This is a genomic window from Streptomyces sp. NPDC059080 (genome assembly GCF_042739975.1).
In the GTDB taxonomy this organism is placed as follows: Bacteria; Actinomycetota; Actinomycetes; order Streptomycetales; family Streptomycetaceae; genus Streptomyces; species Streptomyces benahoarensis.
The window spans coordinates 18,814-35,752 of sequence record NZ_JBHYGX010000004.1 but is presented as its reverse complement, the minus strand read 5'-3'; the positions used below and the strand labels follow the sequence as shown (position 1 = coordinate 35,752).

13 protein-coding genes and 1 pseudogene are annotated in these 16,939 nt (G+C 74.9%); 6 read left to right on the top strand and 8 right to left on the bottom strand.

Features of this window, described 5'->3' with window-relative positions; genetic code table 11:
• Positions 1 to 250: 250 nt before the first annotated feature.
• The 7 genes from dnaG to cutA all read right to left on the bottom strand — a co-directional run bounded on the left by dnaG (position 251) and on the right by cutA (position 9,134).
• Positions 251 to 2,155 (bottom strand): DNA primase, encoded by a 1,905-nt coding sequence (dnaG, locus tag ACFWWQ_RS03885; RefSeq protein WP_384589602.1) that lies wholly within the window; start codon positions 2,153 to 2,155, stop codon positions 251 to 253.
• A gap of 48 nt (positions 2,156 to 2,203) precedes the next feature.
• Entirely contained in the window at positions 2,204 to 3,229 is a 1,026-nt protein-coding gene (locus tag ACFWWQ_RS03880; RefSeq protein ID WP_384589599.1) for a pyridoxal-phosphate dependent enzyme, read from the bottom strand.
• 9 nt (positions 3,230 to 3,238) lie between these two features.
• Positions 3,239 to 4,501, bottom strand: a complete 1,263-nt coding sequence (locus ACFWWQ_RS03875) for an NAD(P)/FAD-dependent oxidoreductase (protein WP_384589596.1) — start codon at positions 4,499 to 4,501, stop codon at positions 3,239 to 3,241.
• A gap of 275 nt (positions 4,502 to 4,776) precedes the next feature.
• Positions 4,777 to 6,168: a deoxyguanosinetriphosphate triphosphohydrolase gene (locus ACFWWQ_RS03870; protein ID WP_384589593.1), complete on the bottom strand. Its 1,392-nt coding sequence runs from the start codon at positions 6,166 to 6,168 to the stop codon at positions 4,777 to 4,779.
• 303 nt (positions 6,169 to 6,471) lie between these two features.
• Positions 6,472 to 7,482 (bottom strand): adenosine deaminase, encoded by a 1,011-nt coding sequence (locus ACFWWQ_RS03865; protein ID WP_384589590.1) that lies wholly within the window; start codon positions 7,480 to 7,482, stop codon positions 6,472 to 6,474.
• A 235-nt stretch (positions 7,483 to 7,717) separates the two neighbouring features.
• Positions 7,718 to 8,776, bottom strand: coding sequence for a hypothetical protein (locus ACFWWQ_RS03860; protein ID WP_384589587.1), 1,059 nt, complete (start codon positions 8,774 to 8,776; stop codon positions 7,718 to 7,720).
• Position 8,777: 1 nt separating this feature from the next.
• Positions 8,778 to 9,134 (bottom strand): divalent-cation tolerance protein CutA, encoded by a 357-nt coding sequence (cutA, locus tag ACFWWQ_RS03855; protein ID WP_384589584.1) that lies wholly within the window; start codon positions 9,132 to 9,134, stop codon positions 8,778 to 8,780.
• A 496-nt stretch (positions 9,135 to 9,630) separates the two neighbouring features.
• Between cutA and ACFWWQ_RS03850 the strand changes: the two genes are divergently transcribed.
• Entirely contained in the window at positions 9,631 to 10,011 is a 381-nt protein-coding gene (locus tag ACFWWQ_RS03850; protein ID WP_384589581.1) for a cupin, read from the top strand.
• Positions 10,012 to 10,040: 29 nt separating this feature from the next.
• Here ACFWWQ_RS03850 and ACFWWQ_RS03845 read toward each other — a convergent pair whose 3' ends face one another.
• Complete coding sequence (locus ACFWWQ_RS03845; RefSeq protein ID WP_384589578.1) at positions 10,041 to 10,829, bottom strand: sulfite exporter TauE/SafE family protein; 789 nt, start codon at positions 10,827 to 10,829, stop codon at positions 10,041 to 10,043.
• Between the two features lie 235 nt (positions 10,830 to 11,064).
• On the opposite strand from ACFWWQ_RS03845, the gene nirB reads away from it, so the two are divergent.
• The 5 genes and pseudogenes from nirB to ACFWWQ_RS03820 all read left to right on the top strand — a co-directional run.
• Positions 11,065 to 13,692, top strand: a complete 2,628-nt coding sequence (gene nirB, locus ACFWWQ_RS03840; protein ID WP_384589575.1) for a nitrite reductase large subunit NirB — start codon at positions 11,065 to 11,067, stop codon at positions 13,690 to 13,692.
• Positions 13,693 to 13,697: 5 nt separating this feature from the next.
• Entirely contained in the window at positions 13,698 to 14,114 is a 417-nt protein-coding gene (gene nirD, locus ACFWWQ_RS03835; protein ID WP_384589571.1) for a nitrite reductase small subunit NirD, read from the top strand.
• A 169-nt stretch (positions 14,115 to 14,283) separates the two neighbouring features.
• Positions 14,284 to 15,234, top strand: a complete 951-nt coding sequence (locus ACFWWQ_RS03830; protein WP_384589568.1) for an oxidoreductase — start codon at positions 14,284 to 14,286, stop codon at positions 15,232 to 15,234.
• A 235-nt stretch (positions 15,235 to 15,469) separates the two neighbouring features.
• On the top strand, positions 15,470 to 16,288 hold the full coding sequence (locus ACFWWQ_RS03825; RefSeq protein ID WP_384589565.1) for a putative protein N(5)-glutamine methyltransferase: 819 nt from the start codon (positions 15,470 to 15,472) through the stop codon (positions 16,286 to 16,288).
• A 222-nt stretch (positions 16,289 to 16,510) separates the two neighbouring features.
• Positions 16,511 to 16,939 (top strand): annotated as a pseudogene (locus tag ACFWWQ_RS03820) (hypothetical protein); the annotation flags it as partial.

The window sequence follows — 16,939 nt, the reverse complement described above, 5'->3', positions numbered from 1 at the left end:
TCGACGGGGCGGAGCCGGGCTGCCGCAGTGGCGCTGTCCCGGGGCCGGGCGGCCGGAACGGGGAGCCGGGCCCGAGGCCGGGCAGCCGGGGAGCCGGGCCCGAGGCCGGGCAGCCGGGCCCGAGGCCGGGCAGCCGGGCCCGAGGCCGGGCAGCCGGAACGGGAGCCGGGGCAGCCGGAACGGGAGCCGGGGCCGGGGCAGGCCCCGCGGCCGGGCGGCATGAACGGGGCCCGCGCCCGGCCCGCCCCGCCTACAGCGCCGCGTACCCCTGTTCGCGCAGGGACTGGCCGTACTGCTGGAGGACCCAGAGTTCGTTCTGGACGGCGGAGAGGTGGTCCGGGTCGGCGCGGGGGCCGAGGCGCTGGAGGGTGCCGCGGATCTCGGTGATGCGCTGGTTGACGGCGGCGAGGCGGACGGCGACGAGCTGGACGCCCGCGTATGCCGCGTCCGGGTCGCGGCGGGTGTGCAGCGGCTCGACGATCAGCTCGGTGACCATGGCGCGGACGGTGTCGTCGGGCGCGGCCTCGCGGACCCGCTGGACGTAGCCGTCGTCGTGCGCCGCGGCGCCCCCGGCGTCCTCGATGCAGCGGTGGACCACGGCATACGGCGGGGCGGTGAACTCGTCGACGCCGTACGCGTCGAAGGCCGGGGAGACCAGCTCGGGGCGTTGGAGGGCGAGCTTGAGGAGTTCGCGCTCGACGCGGTGGGCGGGGCTGCGGAGGTTGAGCGCGGGGCCGCGCAGGCCGGGGACGGGCGCCTCGGGCCCCGGGGCCTGGCCACGGGGGGCTCTGCGAGGCTGGTCGGCGCCGCCGTCGCGGCCGCGCTCGCGGGCCCAGCGAGCGAGCTGGCCGACGCGGCGGACCACGAACTGGGTGTCGAGGATGCCGAGCATCCCGGCCAGCTGGACGGCCACTTCGTGCTGCGCGCCGCTGTTCTTGATGCGGGCCACGACGGGCGCCGCCTCGTCGAGGGCGGCGGCGCGGCCCGCAGGGGTCTCCAGCGCGTAGCGGCTCACGATCTGGCGGAGGGCGAACTCGAAGAGCGGGGTGCGGGGTTCGGCCAGGTCAGCGACGGCCGTGTCGCCCTTGGCAAGGCGCAGATCGCAGGGGTCCATGCCGTCGGGGGCGATGGCGATGTAGGTCTCGGCGGCGAACTTCTGGTCGTCCTCGAAGGCGCGCAGGGCGGCCTTCTGGCCCGCCGCGTCGCCGTCGAAGGTGAAGATCACCCGGGCCGAGCCGTTGTCCATCAGGAGTCTGCGGAGGATCTTGATGTGGTCGCCGCCGAAGGCGGTACCGCACGTGGCGATGGCGGTGGTGACCCCGGCGAGATGGCAGGCCATGACGTCCGTGTACCCCTCGACGACGACCGCGCGGGAGGACTTGGCGATCTCCTTCTTGGCCAGGTCGATGCCGTACAGGACCTGGCCCTTCTTGTAGATCGGGGTCTCGGGGGTGTTGAGGTACTTGGGGCCGTTGTCGTCGTCGCGGAGCTTGCGGGCGCCGAAGCCGACGACCTCGCCGGAGATGTCGCGGATCGGCCACATCAGGCGGCCGCGGAAGCGGTCGATGGGGCCGCGGCGGCCGTCCTGGGAGAGACCGGAGAGGATCAGCTCCTTGTCGGTGAAGCCGCGGCCGCGCAGGAAGCGGGTGAGGTGGTCCCACCCGGCGGGGCTGTAGCCGACGCCGAAGTGCTGGGCGGCGGCCTGGTCGAAGCCGCGCTCGGCGAGAAAGCGGCGGCCGATCTCGGCCTCGGGCGAGTCGAGCTGCTCGATGTAGTAGCCGGCCGCGGCCTTGTGGGCCTCGACCAGGCGGGTGCGTTCGCCCTGCTGGCGGCCAGGGGTGTAGCCGCCCTCCTCGTAGCGCAGGGTGATGCCCGCCTGGGCGGCGAGGCGTTCGATGGTCTCGGCGAAGGAGAGGTGGTCGATCTTCATGATGAAGTCGACGGTGTCGCCGCCCTCCTGGCAGCCGAAGCAGTGGTAGAGCCCCTTGGCCGTGCTGACGTGGAAGGACGGGGACTTCTCGTCGTGGAACGGGCACAGGCCCTTGAGGTTGCCCCCTCCGGCGTTGCGGAGCTGGAGGTATTCGGACACGACGGCGTCGATCGGGACCGCGTCCCGTACCGCCTTCACGTCGTCATCGTTGATCCTGCCTGCCACGCGTGAATTCTACGGCCGGGCGCCGACAGTCCCGTCCGGGCCGCCGCGTCAGAGGGCGTCCGGGGCCGTGCCCATCACCTCCAGGAAGCGGTCGAGGGCGATGTTGCCGCCCGAGACGACCACGCCGACGCGCGGCGGGAGCGCGGCGATACGGCCGCTGAGCAGGGCGGCGAGGGCGCAGGCACCGCTGGGCTCGGTGACGATCTTGAGGCGTTCGAAGGCGAACCGCATGGCGGCGCGGATCTCGTCGTCCGTGACGAGCACGACGGAGTCGAGGAGCCGGCGGTTGATCGCGAAGGGCAGTTCGCCGGGGATCTCGACGGCCTGTCCGTCGGCGATGGTCCGCGGCACGGGGACGGCGACGCGCTCCCCGGCGGCGAGCGAGCGCGCGGTGTCGTCGCCGGTCTCCGGCTCCACGCCGATCATGCGGATACCGGGGACGAGGGCGGTGGCGGCGGTGGCGCAGCCCGCCATCAGGCCGCCCCCGCCGACGGGGGTGAGCAGCGCGCCCAGCGGCCCGGTCTCCTCGATCAGCTCCAGGGCGGTGGTGCCCTGGCCCGCGATGACGTCCGGGTGGTCGTAGGGCGGGATGAGGGCCAGCCCGCGCTCCTCGGCCAGTGCGCGGCCGAGGGCGGTGCGGTCGCCGGTGTAACGGTCGTACGTGACGATCTCGGCGCCGTAGCCCGCGGTGGCCTCGCGCTTGGAGCGCGGGGCGTCCTCGGGCATGAGGATGACGGCGGTGGTGCCCAGTTCGCGGGCGGCGAGGGCGACGGCCTGGGCGTGGTTGCCGGAGGAGTAGGCGGCGACGCCGCGGCGCCGCTGCTCGGGGGTGAGGCGGGCGATGGCGTTGTAGGCGCCGCGGAACTTGAACGCGCCGACGCGCTGGAAGGACTCGCACTTGAGGTGGACCTCGGCGCCCACCAGCGCGTCCAGGGTGCGCGAGCGCAGCACCGGGGTGCGGTGCGCGACGCCCGCCAGCCGGGCCGCGGCGTCACGGACGGAGTCGAGGGTGACGGCCGCGGCGGGGCCGGCAGGCGGCGTGGGGCCACTGGGGCGGGAGATGCTGGCGCTCATATCGGCACGCTACGGGAGCAGGCTCTCCAGCGGAACCTCGGGATCGGCCAGGGCGGCGGGGTCCAACGGGTGCCCGGAGCGGATGAGTTGCTGGATCGGCTCGGTGACGTCCCAGACGTTGACGTTCATCCCGGCGAGCAGCCGCCCCTCGGACAGCCAGAAGGCGATGAACTCGCGCTTGGCGACGTCACCACGGCAGACGACCTGGTCGTACGAGCCGGGCGGGGCGTAGCCGGAGTACTCCATGCCGACGTCGTACTGGTCGGAGAAGAAGTACGGGACGCGGTCGTAGGCGACGTCCTGGCCGAGCATGGCGCGGGCCGCGGCGGGGCCGCCGTTGAGGGCGTTGGCCCAGTGCTCGACGCGGATGCGGGTGTCCAGCAGCGGATGGTCGGCGGCGGCGACGTCGCCCGCGGCGTAGACGTGCGGGTCGGAGGTGCGCAGGGCCGCGTCGACGGCGATGCCGCCGCCGGCGGAGCGGTCGGCGAGGGCCAGTCCGGCCTGTTCGGCGAGGGAGGTACGGGGCGCGGCGCCGATGGCGGCGAGGACGGCGTGGGCGGGGTGCTCCTCGCCGTCGTCGGTGCGGGCGGCGAGCACCATGCCGTCCTGGCCGACGATCTCGGTGAGGCGGGCGCCGAAGTGGAAGCGGACGCCACGTTCGCGGTGCAGGTCGGTGAAGAGGCCGCCCAGCTCGGGGCCGAGGACGGTGTGCAGCGGCGTCGGCGCGGTCTCGACGACGGTCACCTCGGCGCCGTACGAGCGGGCCGCGGCGGCGACTTCGAGGCCGATCCACCCGGCCCCGGCGATGACGAGGTGGCCGTTGTCGCGGCCCAGGGAGGTGAGGACGCCGCGCAGCCGCTCGGCGTGGGCGAGGCGGCGCAGGTGGTGAACGCCCGCGAGGCCGGTGCCGGGGATGTCGAGGCGGCGCGGTTCGGCGCCGGTGGCCAGCAGCAGCTTGTCGTAGACGATGAGGGTGCCGTCGCCGAGGCGTACGGTCCGGGCGTCCGGGTCCAGGTGGACGGCGGGCTGGCCGAGGTGCAGTTCGATGTCGGCGCCCGCGTACCAGGCGGGTTCGTGGACGAAGACGCTGTCGCGCTCCTCCTTGCCGAGCAGGTATCCCTTGGACAGCGGCGGGCGTTCGTACGGGTGGTCGCGCTCGTCGCAGATGAGGATCACCCGTCCGGTGAAGCCCTCCGCACGGAGGGTCTCGGCGGCTTTCGCCCCGGCCAGGCCACCCCCGACGATGACGAACGTCTGGTGTGCTTCGACCACTTGCTTCCTCCTCGTTGTCGGTGCCGTACGTCCGCTTCCGCGGCCGTGCACGTCGCCGATCGTTCCCCCGCTGTTCGGTCCCCCGTGTACGCTCCCCCGTTCTCCGTCCTCGTTACCGTGTTTCGCGGCCGGGCACCGGTGCGGGTGTCGCGCCCGGCGACACCCGCGTGGTGCACGCGCCCCGGATGCGGCTGGCCGCGCGCCGTCCGAGCCTCCCGCACCGCGGGGGCGGACGGAAGGGTCCGGTCCGGTGCGGCGCGTCCCGGGTGGCGCGGTCAGGGCGTCCCGGGGGCGCGGGTGAGCCGGGCGTGGAGGCTGCGGGCCGAGGCGTCGGTGAGGGCGGCGATCTGATCGATGACGACGCGCATCCGGGCGGTGTCGCCGGCGGTGGCGCCGGCTTCGTCGAAAAGCGACCGGAACTGCGGGTCGAGGCCGTCGGGGGCGCGGCACAGCAGGGCCTCGGCGAGTTCGGCGAGGACGACGCGCTGGTCGGCGCGGAGCGCCTCCTGGTCGGGGCGCTGCATGACGTAGCGGTCGGCGACGGCTTTGAGGACGGCGCACTCCAGCCGGGTCTCCTCCGGGACGACGAGGGAGGCGCCGTACCGGGTGAGGCGGCCGGTGCCGTACGCGGCGCGGGTGGCGGCCTCGGCGGCGGTGCAGAAGCGGCCGATGAGCTGGCTGGTGGCGTCCTTGAGGCGGGCCTGGGCGAGGGCGGAGCCGTCGTAGCCGTGCGGCCACCACTCCTGGTCGAGGAGGCGGTCGAGGGCGGCGGCCAGTTCGGCGGGCCCGGCGCCGGGGGCGTAGCGGCGGGCGGCGACGGCGAAGATCTCGGCGCGTTCGGCGTCGGCGAGCAGGAGGTTGGGGTCGAGGTGCCCGGCGTGCAGGCCGTCCTCGACGTCGTGGACGGAGTAGGCGACGTCGTCGGACCAGTCCATGACCTGGGCCTCGAAGCTGCGGGCGGCGGCGGGGGCGCCCTGGCGGAACCAGGCGAAGACCGGCAGGTCGTCCGCGTAGACGCCGAATTTGGGCGAGCCGGGGTCGGTGGGGTGGCCGCCCCGGGGCCAGGGGTATTTGGTCGCGGCGTCCAGGGCAGCGCGGGTGAGGTTGAGGCCGACGCTGACGGGGGCGCCGTCGGCGGTGGTGCGGAAACGTTTGGGTTCCAGGCGGGCGAGGAGGCGGAGCGACTGGGCGTTGCCCTCGAAGCCGCCGCAGGGCGCGGCGACCTCGTTGAGGGCCTGCTCGCCGTTGTGCCCGAAGGGCGGGTGGCCGAGGTCGTGGGCCAGGCAGGCGGTCTCGACGAGATCGGGGTCGCAGCCGAGGGCGGCGCCCAGTTCGCGTCCCACCTGAGCGCACTCCAGGGAGTGGGTGAGGCGGGTGCGGGGGCTGGCGTCCCAGAGGTGGGTGCGGGTCCCGGGCGTGACGACCTGCGTCTTCCCGGCGAGGCGGCGCAGGGCCGCGGAGTGCAGGACGCGCGCCCGGTCGCGCTGGAAGGCGGTGCGGCCGGGGCGTTTGTCCGGTTCGGTGACCCAGCGGTCGGCGTCCGCCGGGGCGTAGCCGGGGATGGCGGACGGCGGACCGGCCGGTGCCTCGCGGCCCGGGTGCGCCTCGGCCGGTCCGTCGCTGTCCTCGTGGCCGGTACGGCCGGTGTGTGCAGGAATGCCCGTCATACTGCGACGGTAGCCGCCCCGGTGGAGTCCCGAACGGAAGCACCGCCTCCGGCAGCACCTCCACCTCCGGCAGAACTTCCGCCTCCGACACGCCCGGACCCGCGCCAGCAGCGCGCGGACGACGGGCAGGGCGCGCGGGTCGCGGCTGCCGTGGGCTACGGCGACGAGGGTGGGGGCGGCCCGACCGGGTCCGGGGCCCCGCCGCGGCCGGGTACGCGATCCGGCCCCGCACCGGGCACCGGCCCGGCCCCCAGGCCCCGCACGTGCCGGCCCCCAGGCCCATGGCCTGGAGGCCGGCACCCCCTAGCCCTGGTGCGCGTCGAGCTCCTTGAGGTACTCCTCGCGGGTCGCCTCGTCCAGGAAGGCCGCGCGGAACGAGTTGCGGGCCAGGGTGCGGAGGGTCGCGTCGTCCAGGTGGAGGGCGTCGCGTACGGCGGTGAAGTTGTCGTCGGCGTAGCCGCCGAAGTAGGCGGGGTCGTCGGAGTTGACGGTGACCAGCAGTCCGGCGTCGAGCATGGCGGGCAGCGGGTGGTCGGCGAGGTCGTCGATGACGCGCAGCCGGACGTTGGAGAGCGGGCAGACGGTCAGCGGCACCTGTTCGGCGGCGAGGCGGGCCACCAGCCGCTCGTCCTCCATGCTGCGCACGCCGTGGTCGATGCGGTCCACGCCGAGGATGTCCAGCGCCTCCCAGACGTACGCGGGCGGGCCCTCCTCACCGGCGTGGGCGACGCACTTGAGCCCCGCCTCGCGGGCCAGTTCGTAGACCTCGCGGAACTTCGACGGCGGGTGGCCGACCTCGGCCGAGTCGAGGCCGACGGCGGCGATGCGGTCGAGGTGCGGGCGGGCCGCCTCGAAGGTGGCGAGGGCCGATTCGGCGCTCTCGTCGCGCAGGAAGCACATGATCAGGCGGGTGGTGATGCCGTGCCGCTCCGGGGCGGCGTCGAGCGCCCGGGCCAGGCCGTTGATCACGGTGGCGAGGGGGACGCCGCGGGCGGTGTGGGCCTGCGGGTCGAAGAAGATCTCGGCGTGCCGGACGCCCTGGGCGCGGGCGCGGGCGAGGTAGGCGTCGGCGAGGTCGTGGAAGTCGTCCTCGGTGCGCAGGACGGCCATCAGCGCGTAGTAGAGGTTCAGGAAGGACTGCAGGTCGGTGAAGGAGTAGGCGCGGCGCAGCTCGTCGCGGGAGGCGTACGGCAGGGTGACGCCGTTCCGCTCGGCGAGGGCGAAGGCCAGCTCGGGCTCCAGGGTGCCCTCGATGTGCAGATGCAGTTCGGCCTTGGGGAGCGGGGCGGGGGCGGCGGGCGGGGAGGAAGGCACGGTCACACCTGTTCTGCGGTACGGATCGGTGGTCGGTCGGCGGATTCGCCCAGGTTACGGCCTGGGGATCCATAGTCCTCGGGAGAAGGAGCGGTGTCCCGTGCGGTCGATCGCAAGGCGCCGGGCCGCCCTGCGTCGCTGCCGGTGCCCCCGGCCGGACCGCAGCCCCGGGGCACGCGGCCGTGCAACCGTCCCACGGACGGACACCCGGCCAGGTGCCCCCGGAGCCCCTTGCTCACCCGCTGATCGCCCGAAGGTAGAGCATGAGGATGTCCGCGCCGTAATAGGGGCTGTAGGAGGTGCGGTCGGCGTGGGGGCCGCTGGGGCCGCCGCCGTTGAGGCCGCCGATGTTGCCGATGACGCGGCCGGTCCCGGTCCGCTCGTCGAAGTGGGTCAGCCAGGGGCTGCCCGAGGTGCCGCCGTGGAACCCGTTGCATTCCATGCGGAGCTGGCGGTATCCGTCGAGCCGCCGGGTGCTGGTTTCGCAGCGTACGGCGCGGTCCTGGGGGTCGTTGCGGACGCTCGGGTAACCGATGACGGTGACGTTGTCGTGGGTGTAACCAGGGGTCGGGGTGAGGGTGTTGCCCCCGGTGAGCGATTCGACGGAGCGGCCGCGCCGGTCGGGGGCGACGGTGGCGAACGCGAAGTCCAGGTCGGAGGCGTCGCCCGTGGTGCCGTGCCCCGGATACGTGAACGACTTGGTGATCGCCCACAGCCCGTACGGCTGGGTGGTCGCCCCGGAGCGGTACTTCGGAACGAACGCGGCGTGCGTACCAGGATTGCAGTGGCCCGCGGTGAGCAGGAGGTTGCGGCGCGGGCTGGTGACCACGCTCGCGGTGCAGTAGTGCGCGCGGGCGTCCTTGTCGACGGAGAAGAGGACCCCGACGGACGGGATGCCGTCGATGTGCCGGGCGGTGGGCACGGACGCCGCGGCCGGGGTGACGGACGAGGTCATCACCTCCGGGCCGCCCGGCGCGGTCCTGCGGGGGAACGCCGCGGCCATCTTGGCGGGCGTCCAGAAGTCGGCGGCCGCCTCGGTCGTCCAGGAGGCGGCGGCGGAGGTGATGGTGATCCGGGGGGTGTGGCCGTCGCCGGTGGCGGACGGCCCCGGGGGCGCAGAGGGGTCGCCGCCCTCGGGGGCGCCGGGTGCCGCGTGCCCCCGAGGGCGGTTGTCGGAGCCGGCGGTTCCGGCGTGGCCGACCGTTGCCGTGGTCAGCCAGGCGGCCAGGCCGAGGCCCGCGCCGAGCGCGGCCACCACCGCTTTCCCACGGTGCTTCCTGCCGTGTCGTCGCATGTCAGCGGGTCTCCTTCACGATCCAGTCCAGATAGTCCGCCGAGCCGCGCACCACGGGCGTCGCGATGATCTCGGGGGTGTCGTAGTCGTGCGCCGCCCTGATATGGGCCTCCAACGCGTCGTAGCGGGCTTCGGTGGTCTTGAACAGCACCTGCACCTCGCGGCTGGTCTCCACGGTGCCCGCCCAGCGGTAGACGGACGTCACCGGGGCGCTGACCTGCGCGCACGCCGCCACCCGCGCCGCAATCGCACCGCGCGCCAGCTCCTGCGCCTTCGCCTCGTCGTCGGTGGTCGTCAGCACGGTCAGACAGCGGGCCGGACCCTCGGCGGGTTCCGGGGGGTCGTACGGGTCGGTCACGGATGCGCACCTTTTCGGGTCGGGCGTCCCGGGCCAGGACGGTTCCCGGTCGGAACGGTTCATGGCGGGACGATTCCTGGGCGGAGAGGCCGAGTTGATCTCCGGACGGCATGGTACGGACGCGGACGATCATGGTGGACCAGGACGGCGGCACCGGGCGGGAGCGGGGCACCGGCCGGAGTGCGGCCCGGGGCATGTGCTCGCGAACGCGCGCCCCCGACTGCGTCTCCCCCGCCCGATCCGCCCGACCCGCCCACCTCGTCCCCGTCGGCCCGGCTTGCGCCCCGCGTACCAGCAGCCAGGATGGAACGGGAGGGACCGCACACCGCCCGCCCCGGGGCCCGTGGGCCGCGGCACCCGGCGTATCCGGCGTATCCGGCAGTCGCAACGACCGGGTCGGCCCGGTGACGGGCGGACGGGGAGGCCGGAAGCGGGACGGCCGGACGCCCGGGTGGCCGGAAGGCCGAGGGCGGCGGCGGAAAGGGCAGGGCACGGCATGGACAACGACGTCAACGACCTCAAGGCCCTCGTCCGCGATCGGCTCGACGACGCCCGCGCCTCGGCGCACGGCCGCAGCGCCCATCTGTTCCTGCACGACGGACCGCTGCGCCAGACCGTGATCGCGCTGCTGGCGGGCCGCGCGCTGGAGGAGCACAACGCGCCGCCCGCGGCCAGCCTGGAGGTGCTGCGCGGCCGGGTCCGGCTCACCGCTCCCGGCGGCAACCGCGAACTGGTCGCCGGGCAGATCGCCCGCATCCCCCAGGAACGCCACGCCCTGCACGCCGTCGAGGACTCCGCGGTCCTGCTCACCGCCGTCACCGCCGTACCGGAGACGCCTCACCCCGCCCCGGCGGGGTCGGCGACGGCCCAGGGGTGAGGAGCCCGGGGCGCGCGGGACGCAGCGGCTCAGGCCCCGTACCACTGGTCGTACGCCAACTTGCAGAGCAGCCCGACGACCACGACCACCAGCACCCCGCGGACGAATCCGGCGCCCCGCTTGAGCGCCATGCGAGCGCCCACCATGCCACCGATGAGGTTGAACAGGGCGAGCACCGCGCCGAGTTGCCACAGGACGGCGCCTTGGAGGGTGAAGACCGTGAGCGCGCCCACGTTGGTGCACACGTTGACGATCTTGGCGGTGGCGGAGGCGGCCACCAGGTCCATGCGGAGCACGGCGGAGAGCGCGACGATCAGGAACGCCCCGGTGCCGGGCCCGATCAGCCCGTCGTAGAAGCCGATGCCGAGGCCCACCAGGAGTATCGCCGCCAGCACCCGGCGCCGGGTGACCGGGCCGGACGGCGCGGGTGCGGTCCCGAAGGCCGGGCGGAGGAGGACGAACGCGAGCACGCCGAGGAGGATCACCATGATCAGCGGGCGGAGCACCGCGCTGTTGATCCCGGCGGCGAAGAAGGCACCCCCGAGCGATCCGGCGAGGGCGGCGAGCCCGATCCGCAGCGCCGCCCGCACGTCGACGGGCGTCTTGCGGACGTAGGTCACGGCGGCGGCGGTGGTGCCGACAACGGCCGTGGACTTGTTGGTGCCCAGGACCTGGACGACGGGCGTGTGCGGCAGACCGACCAGCAGTGCGGGGAGCAGCAGCAGCCCGCCGCCGCCCACGACGGCATCGATCCAGCCCGCGGCGAGCGCCGCCAGGCAGAGCAGGGACAGGACGGTGAGGGATATGTCAGCGGGCACCGTGCGATCTTACGAACGCGCCGCCCCGCCACCGACGTTGCCGGCCACGGCCTCGACGCCCCGCGCACGCCCGCCGTTCTGGTCCCGCCGCCCCCTCACACCCCCACCTCCCGCCCGCTGAGCGCAGCGTTCCGTACGGGAAACAGGCAGGACCCCTACGGGTAACAGCGGCGGCGGACGCTGAACGACGCCCGCTCCCCCCGCTGCGCCGTTCCCCCGTGATGGAGGCACCGACATGGCCCCAGCCACCGCCCGCCCCTCTGCCGCAGCGCCCCCGGCGCACCGCCCGGCCCTCGTGCTCATCGGGCACGGCATGGTCGGCCAGCGGTTCCTGGAGGAGTTGGCGGACCGGGGCGTCACCGGGCGGACCCGGATCGTGGTGCTGGGCGAGGAGCCCCGGCCCGCGTACGACCGCGTCCAGCTGACTTCGTACTTCGCCGGCCGCAGCCCCGAGGAACTCTCCCTCACCGACCCGGACTTCCTCACCCGCCACGGCATCGAACTCCGCCTGGGCGACCCGGCGACGGCGATCGACCGGCGGACCCGCACCGTCACCGCCCGCTCCGGCCGCACCGTCCGCTACGACACCCTCGCACTGGCCACCGGCTCGTACCCGTTCGTGCCGCCGGTGCCCGGGCGGGACGGCGCGGGGTGCTTCGTCTACCGCACCGTCGAGGATCTGCTCGCCATCGAGGAGTACGCGGGCAGATCCCGCACCGGTGCGGTGATCGGCGGCGGGCTGCTGGGCCTGGAGGCGGCCGGTGCGCTGAAGGGACTCGGACTGCGCACCCACATCGTGGAGTTCGGCCCCCGGCTGATGTCCCTCCAGGTGGACGAGGGCGGCGGGCGCGCCCTGGGCCGTACGGTCGAAGGGCAGGGGCTGCGGGTGCACACCGGGGTCGCCGGGAAGGAGATCGTCACGGACGCGTCCGGCGCGGTCACCGCGCTGGAGCTGTCGGACGGCAGCCGGATACCGGCGGACCTCGTGGTGTTCTCGGCGGGGGTGCGGCCGCGCGATCAGCTGGCGCGCGCGTGCGGGCTGCCGGTCGGGGAGCGCGGCGGGGTCGTCGTCGACGCCCGGTGCCGCACCGACGACCCGGCGGTCTACGCGATCGGCGAGTGCGCGCGGGCCGCCGACGGCCGGGTGTACGGCCTGGTGGCGCCGGGGTACGAGATGGCCCGCACCGCCGCGGCGGCGATAGCCGGGCAGGACGCACCGGCGTTCACCGGGGCGGACCTGTCCACCAAGCTGAAGCTGCTCGGGGTGGACGTGGCGTCGTTCGGCGACGCGCACGGCACCACGGAGGGCAGCCTGGACGTCGTCTACGCGGACGCCCGCGCCGGGATCTACAAGAAGCTGGTGGTGGGCGCGGGCGGGGAGTTGCTGGGCGGCGTGCTGGTCGGCGACGCCGAGGCGTACGGCATGCTGCGCCCGCTGACCGGTTCGGTGCCCCCGGTGGCGCCCGAGGAGCTGGTGGTGCCCGCCGGGGCGGGTGGCGCCGCGCTCGGCCCGGGGGCGCTGCCCGACGACGCGGTGCTGTGCAGCTGCCACCACATCACCAAGGGCACGGTCCGCGCGGCCGTCACCACGCACTCCTGCACCTCCGTGCCCGAGGTGAAGAAGTGCACCAAGGCCGGCACCGGGTGCGGCAGTTGTGTCCGGACGCTGACCGCCGTCGTCCACGACGAGCTGGCCGCGTCGGGCGCCGTCGTCGACACCGGGCTGTGCGGCTGCTTCCCGCACACCCGCGCGGAGCTGTACGAGATCGTCCGGACGCTGCGGTCGCCGTCGTACGCCGCGCTGCTGGAGTCGTACGGACGGCCGCGGGCGCGGGGCGGTGAGGGGTGCGAGATCTGCAAGCCGGTGATCGGTTCGGTCATCGCGTCGCTGGCGCCCACGGTCGGCGCCGACGGGTACGTCCTCGACGGCGAGCAGGCCGCCCTTCAGGACACCAACGACCACCATCTGGCGAACCTCCAGCGCAACGGCTCGTACTCGGTCGTGCCGCGGATCCCCGGCGGCGAGATCACCCCGGAGAAGCTGATCGTCATCGGGGAGGTGGCCCGCGAGTTCGGGCTCTACACGAAGATCACCGGCGGGCAGCGGATCGATCTGCTGGGCGCCCGTGTGGAGCAGCTGCCGCGGATCTGGGCGCGGCTGGCGGCTGCCGGTTTCGAGTCGGGGCACGCGTACGGCAAGGCGCTGCGGACGGTGAAGTCCTGCGTGGGGCGGACGTGGTGCCGCTACGGCGTGCAGGACTCCGTACGGATGGCGATCGCGCTGGAGCTGCGCTACCGGGGGCTGCGCGCGCCGCACAAGCTGAAATCGGCGGTCTCCGGGTGCGCCCGCGAGTGCGCGGAGGCGCGCGGCAAGGACTTCGGCGTCATCGCCACCGCGGGCGGCTGGAACCTCTACGTGGGCGGCAACGGCGGTGCCACGCCCCGCCATGCCGATCTGCTGGCGCAGGACCTGTCGGACGCCGAACTGGTGCGGATCATCGACCGGTTCCTGATGTTCTACATCCGCACCGCCGACCGGCTGGAGCGCACCGCGGCGTGGCTGGAGCGGATCGAGGGCGGTCTCGGCCACGTACGGGACGTGGTGGTGCACGACTCCCTGGGGCTCTGCGCGGAGCTGGAGTCCCTGATGGCGGCGCATGTCGACGGCTACCGGGACGAGTGGGCGCTCACCCTCGCCGACCCGGAGCGGCTGGCCCGCTTCGCCTCCTTCGTCAACGCGCCGGACGCACCGGACCCGTCGGTCCGCTTCGTCCCCGAACGCGACCAGATCAAGCCCGACCTGCCCCTGCTGGCCGGGCCGGACCTGCCCGTACGCACACCGGAAGGGACCTTTGCACGATGACTTCCATGGACGCGAGGGCCACCACGGGTGCGGCGGGCTCGGGGTGCGCGCCCGGCGTGCGGTCCGCCGCGGGCGCCCCGGGCGCGACGGCGGGCGTCATCGAGGTGTACGGGCCCGACGGCTGGTTCCCGGTCTGTGCGCTCACCGCGCTCACCCCCGGGCGCGGGGCCGCCGCGCTGCTGCCCGACGGCGGCCAGGCAGCGCTCTTCCGCGACCGGTCGGGAGCGGTGTACGCGATCGGCAACCGCGACCCGTTCACCGGCGCGCAGGTCCTCTCCCGCGGCCTGACCGGTTCGGCGGCGGGCCGCCCGTACGTCGCCTCACCGCTGCTCAAGCAGCGTTTCGACCTCGCCAGCGGGGCCTGCCTGGACGATCCGGGGGTGGCGGTACCGGTGTACGCGGTACGGGTGCGGGAGCCGTAGCGGGGCGCTCCCGGGGGCCGGCCCCGGGGCGGCTTCGGGGAGGCCCGGGACCGTATCGAGCGGGAGATCACCCTCGCATCGCCCTGAGCGCCCCGGGTGCGGCCCCCGCGCCCGTCCGGTTCCGTGCGCCCCGGGCGTACGCTGATGTGTCCCCGACGGAGGAGGCGCAGTGCCCCGGTGGAACCCCAGCAACATCCCGGACCAGACGGGCCGCTGCGCCGTCGTCACGGGCGCCAACAGCGGTATCGGCTACGCCACCGCGCGGGAGCTCGCCCGGCGCGGCGCCCGGGTGGTGCTGGCCTGCCGCAATGTGGCGCGCGGTGAGGCGGCCCTCGCCGAGCTGCGGCGCGAGGTGCCCGCCGCCGAGGCGGAGTTCCGCCGTCTGGACCTGGCGGACCTCGCGTCCGTCCGCGACTTCGCCGCCGGGCTCGACAGCTTCGACGGCGTCCGCCTCGACCTGCTCATCAACAACGCGGGCGTGATGGCGCTGCCCCGCGGCACCACCGTCGACGGCTTCGAGCGGCAGTTCGGCATCAACCACCTGGGCCACTTCGCCCTCACCGGCCTTCTGCTGCCCCGGCTGCTTGCCACCCCGGGCGCCCGCGTCGTGACCGTCTCCAGCTTTCTCCACGTCCTCGCCGGGATCGACCCGGACGACCTCAACAGCACGCGTCCTTACCGGCGTTGGCGTGCCTACGCCCGTTCCAAGAGCGCCAACCTCCTCTTCGTCCACGAGCTGGCGCGGCGGCTGGCGGCGGCCGGCTCCCCCGTCGTCGCGGCCGCCGCGCATCCGGGGTACGCCGCCACCAACCTGCTGACCACAGCGCCCCGTATGGAGGGCCGCCGGTCCACGGAGCGCCTGATGGAGCTGGGCAACCGCCTCATCGGGCAGAGCCCGGAGGGCGGCGCGCTGCCCGTCCTGTGCGCCGCCACCGCCCCGCGCATGGAGCCGGACACCTTCGTCGGCCCCCGCGCCCTGCTCCGCGGCGCCCCGGCCCCCTCCCCCCGCGCCCCCTGGGCGCGCGATGACGCGGCCGCCGCCCGCCTCTGGGAGGCGTCGGAGGAACTCACCGGGGTGCGCTACGACTTCACGGCGCGCGGCGGCCGGAAACCGGCCTGAGCCGGGGCCCGCACCGGCCTGATCCCGGAGCCCGCCGCGCCCCGGGCCGCGACCGGCGCGCGGGTCCCCGTCGCGCGCCCCCCCGGGGTAGAGTGACGGCGCATTCGCAGTGGACGAGACGAGGAGGTGGGACCCATCACCGCTGTACCAGGTGGGTGCTCTCGCCCCGACACCGCGCGGTTCACCAGGCAGAGGTGACCGGAGGGCGCCCTTTTCGGCTCCCCGAAAGGCCCTCATGCCCGCGCGTCACCCCGCCGCCCCCTCCTCTGTACCGCCGTCCTCTCCCGGCCTCGTCGCGCGCCTGCGCGCCGCCGGATGCGTCTTCGCCGAGGACGAGGCGGAACTGCTCCTCGCCGCCGCCCGTACGCCCGCCGAACTCGCCGCCATGGCGCGGCGCCGCATGGACGGCCTGCCCCTCGAACACGTCCTGGGCTGGGCCGAGTTCTGTGGCCACCGGATGCGCGTCGGGCCGGGTGTCTTCGTCCCCCGGCGACGCAGCGAGTTCCTCGTCCGCCGGGCCGCCCGGCGCACCCGCCCCGGCGCGGTCGTCGTCGACCTGTGCTGCGGCTCGGGCGCGCTGGGCGCGGCCCTGGCCGCCGCTGCCGGGCCGGTCGAGCTGCACGCCGCCGACATCGACCCGTCGGCGGTGCGCTGCGCCCGCGTCAATGTCGCCACGGCGGGCGGCCGGGTCCATGAGGGCGACCTCTTCGCCGCGCTCCCCCAGGAGTTGCGCGGCCGGATCGACGTCCTGCTGGCCAACGTCCCGTACGTCCCGACCCAGGAGGTCGGGCTGCTGCCGCCGGAGGCGCGGGACCACGAACCGCGGGTGGCGCTGGACGGCGGCGCCGACGGCCTCGATGTGCTGCGCCGGGTCGCCGAGGCGGCCCCGCGGTGGCTCGCGCCCGGCGGCAGCGTGCTGAGCGAGACCAGCGAACGGCAGGCACCGGCGGCCCTCCGCGCCCTGACCGGCAGCGGCCTGGATGCCCGTACGGAACGCTGCGAGGAACGGGCCGCCACGGTCGTCATCGGCGCCCGCCCCGCAAGCGGCACGTAGCACCCGCCGTCCCCGGGGCGCGCGGGGCGTGCGGCGCGCCCCGGGCGCCCCCGCCGCGCACCCCGGGGCGCCCCGGACGGGCCGTCACCTCACCGCTCACCGTCCGGATTCGTCCAGTTGCCATGCGGTGGTCACGCGCGTACGGCACAGTGGTCGGGCACCACGCGGTGATCGTCGGTCACCGTCAGCAGGCACCGAGCAGCGGACGCAGGGGGCGAGGCCATGACGGGCACCGGCACAGGCATCGGCAGAAGGGGGCTGCTGGCCGCCTCCGGGGGGCTCGCGCTCACCGGCCTGCTGGCCGCCTGCGGCTCCCACACCGGGCGGGACGGCGGCGGTTCGGGGCCCGGGATCAGCCAGTGGTACCACCAGTACGGTGAGCCCGGCGCCGAACGGGCCGTGAGGCGCTATGCCGACGCGTACAAGAAGGCGCACGTCACCGTCCAGTGGCGGCCCGGCGACTACGACCGGCAGACCGCCGCCGCGCTGCTGACCGACTCCGGACCGGACGTCTTCGAGGTCAACGGCCCGACGCTGGACCAGATCCGCGGGGGGGGGTGTGGGGCGTGGGGGGCGCCCGCCGGCGCGGGGCGCCGTGGGCGGGCAGACGCCGGGGGGGGGGCGCCGCCCGGGGGGGGGGGGACCGACTGT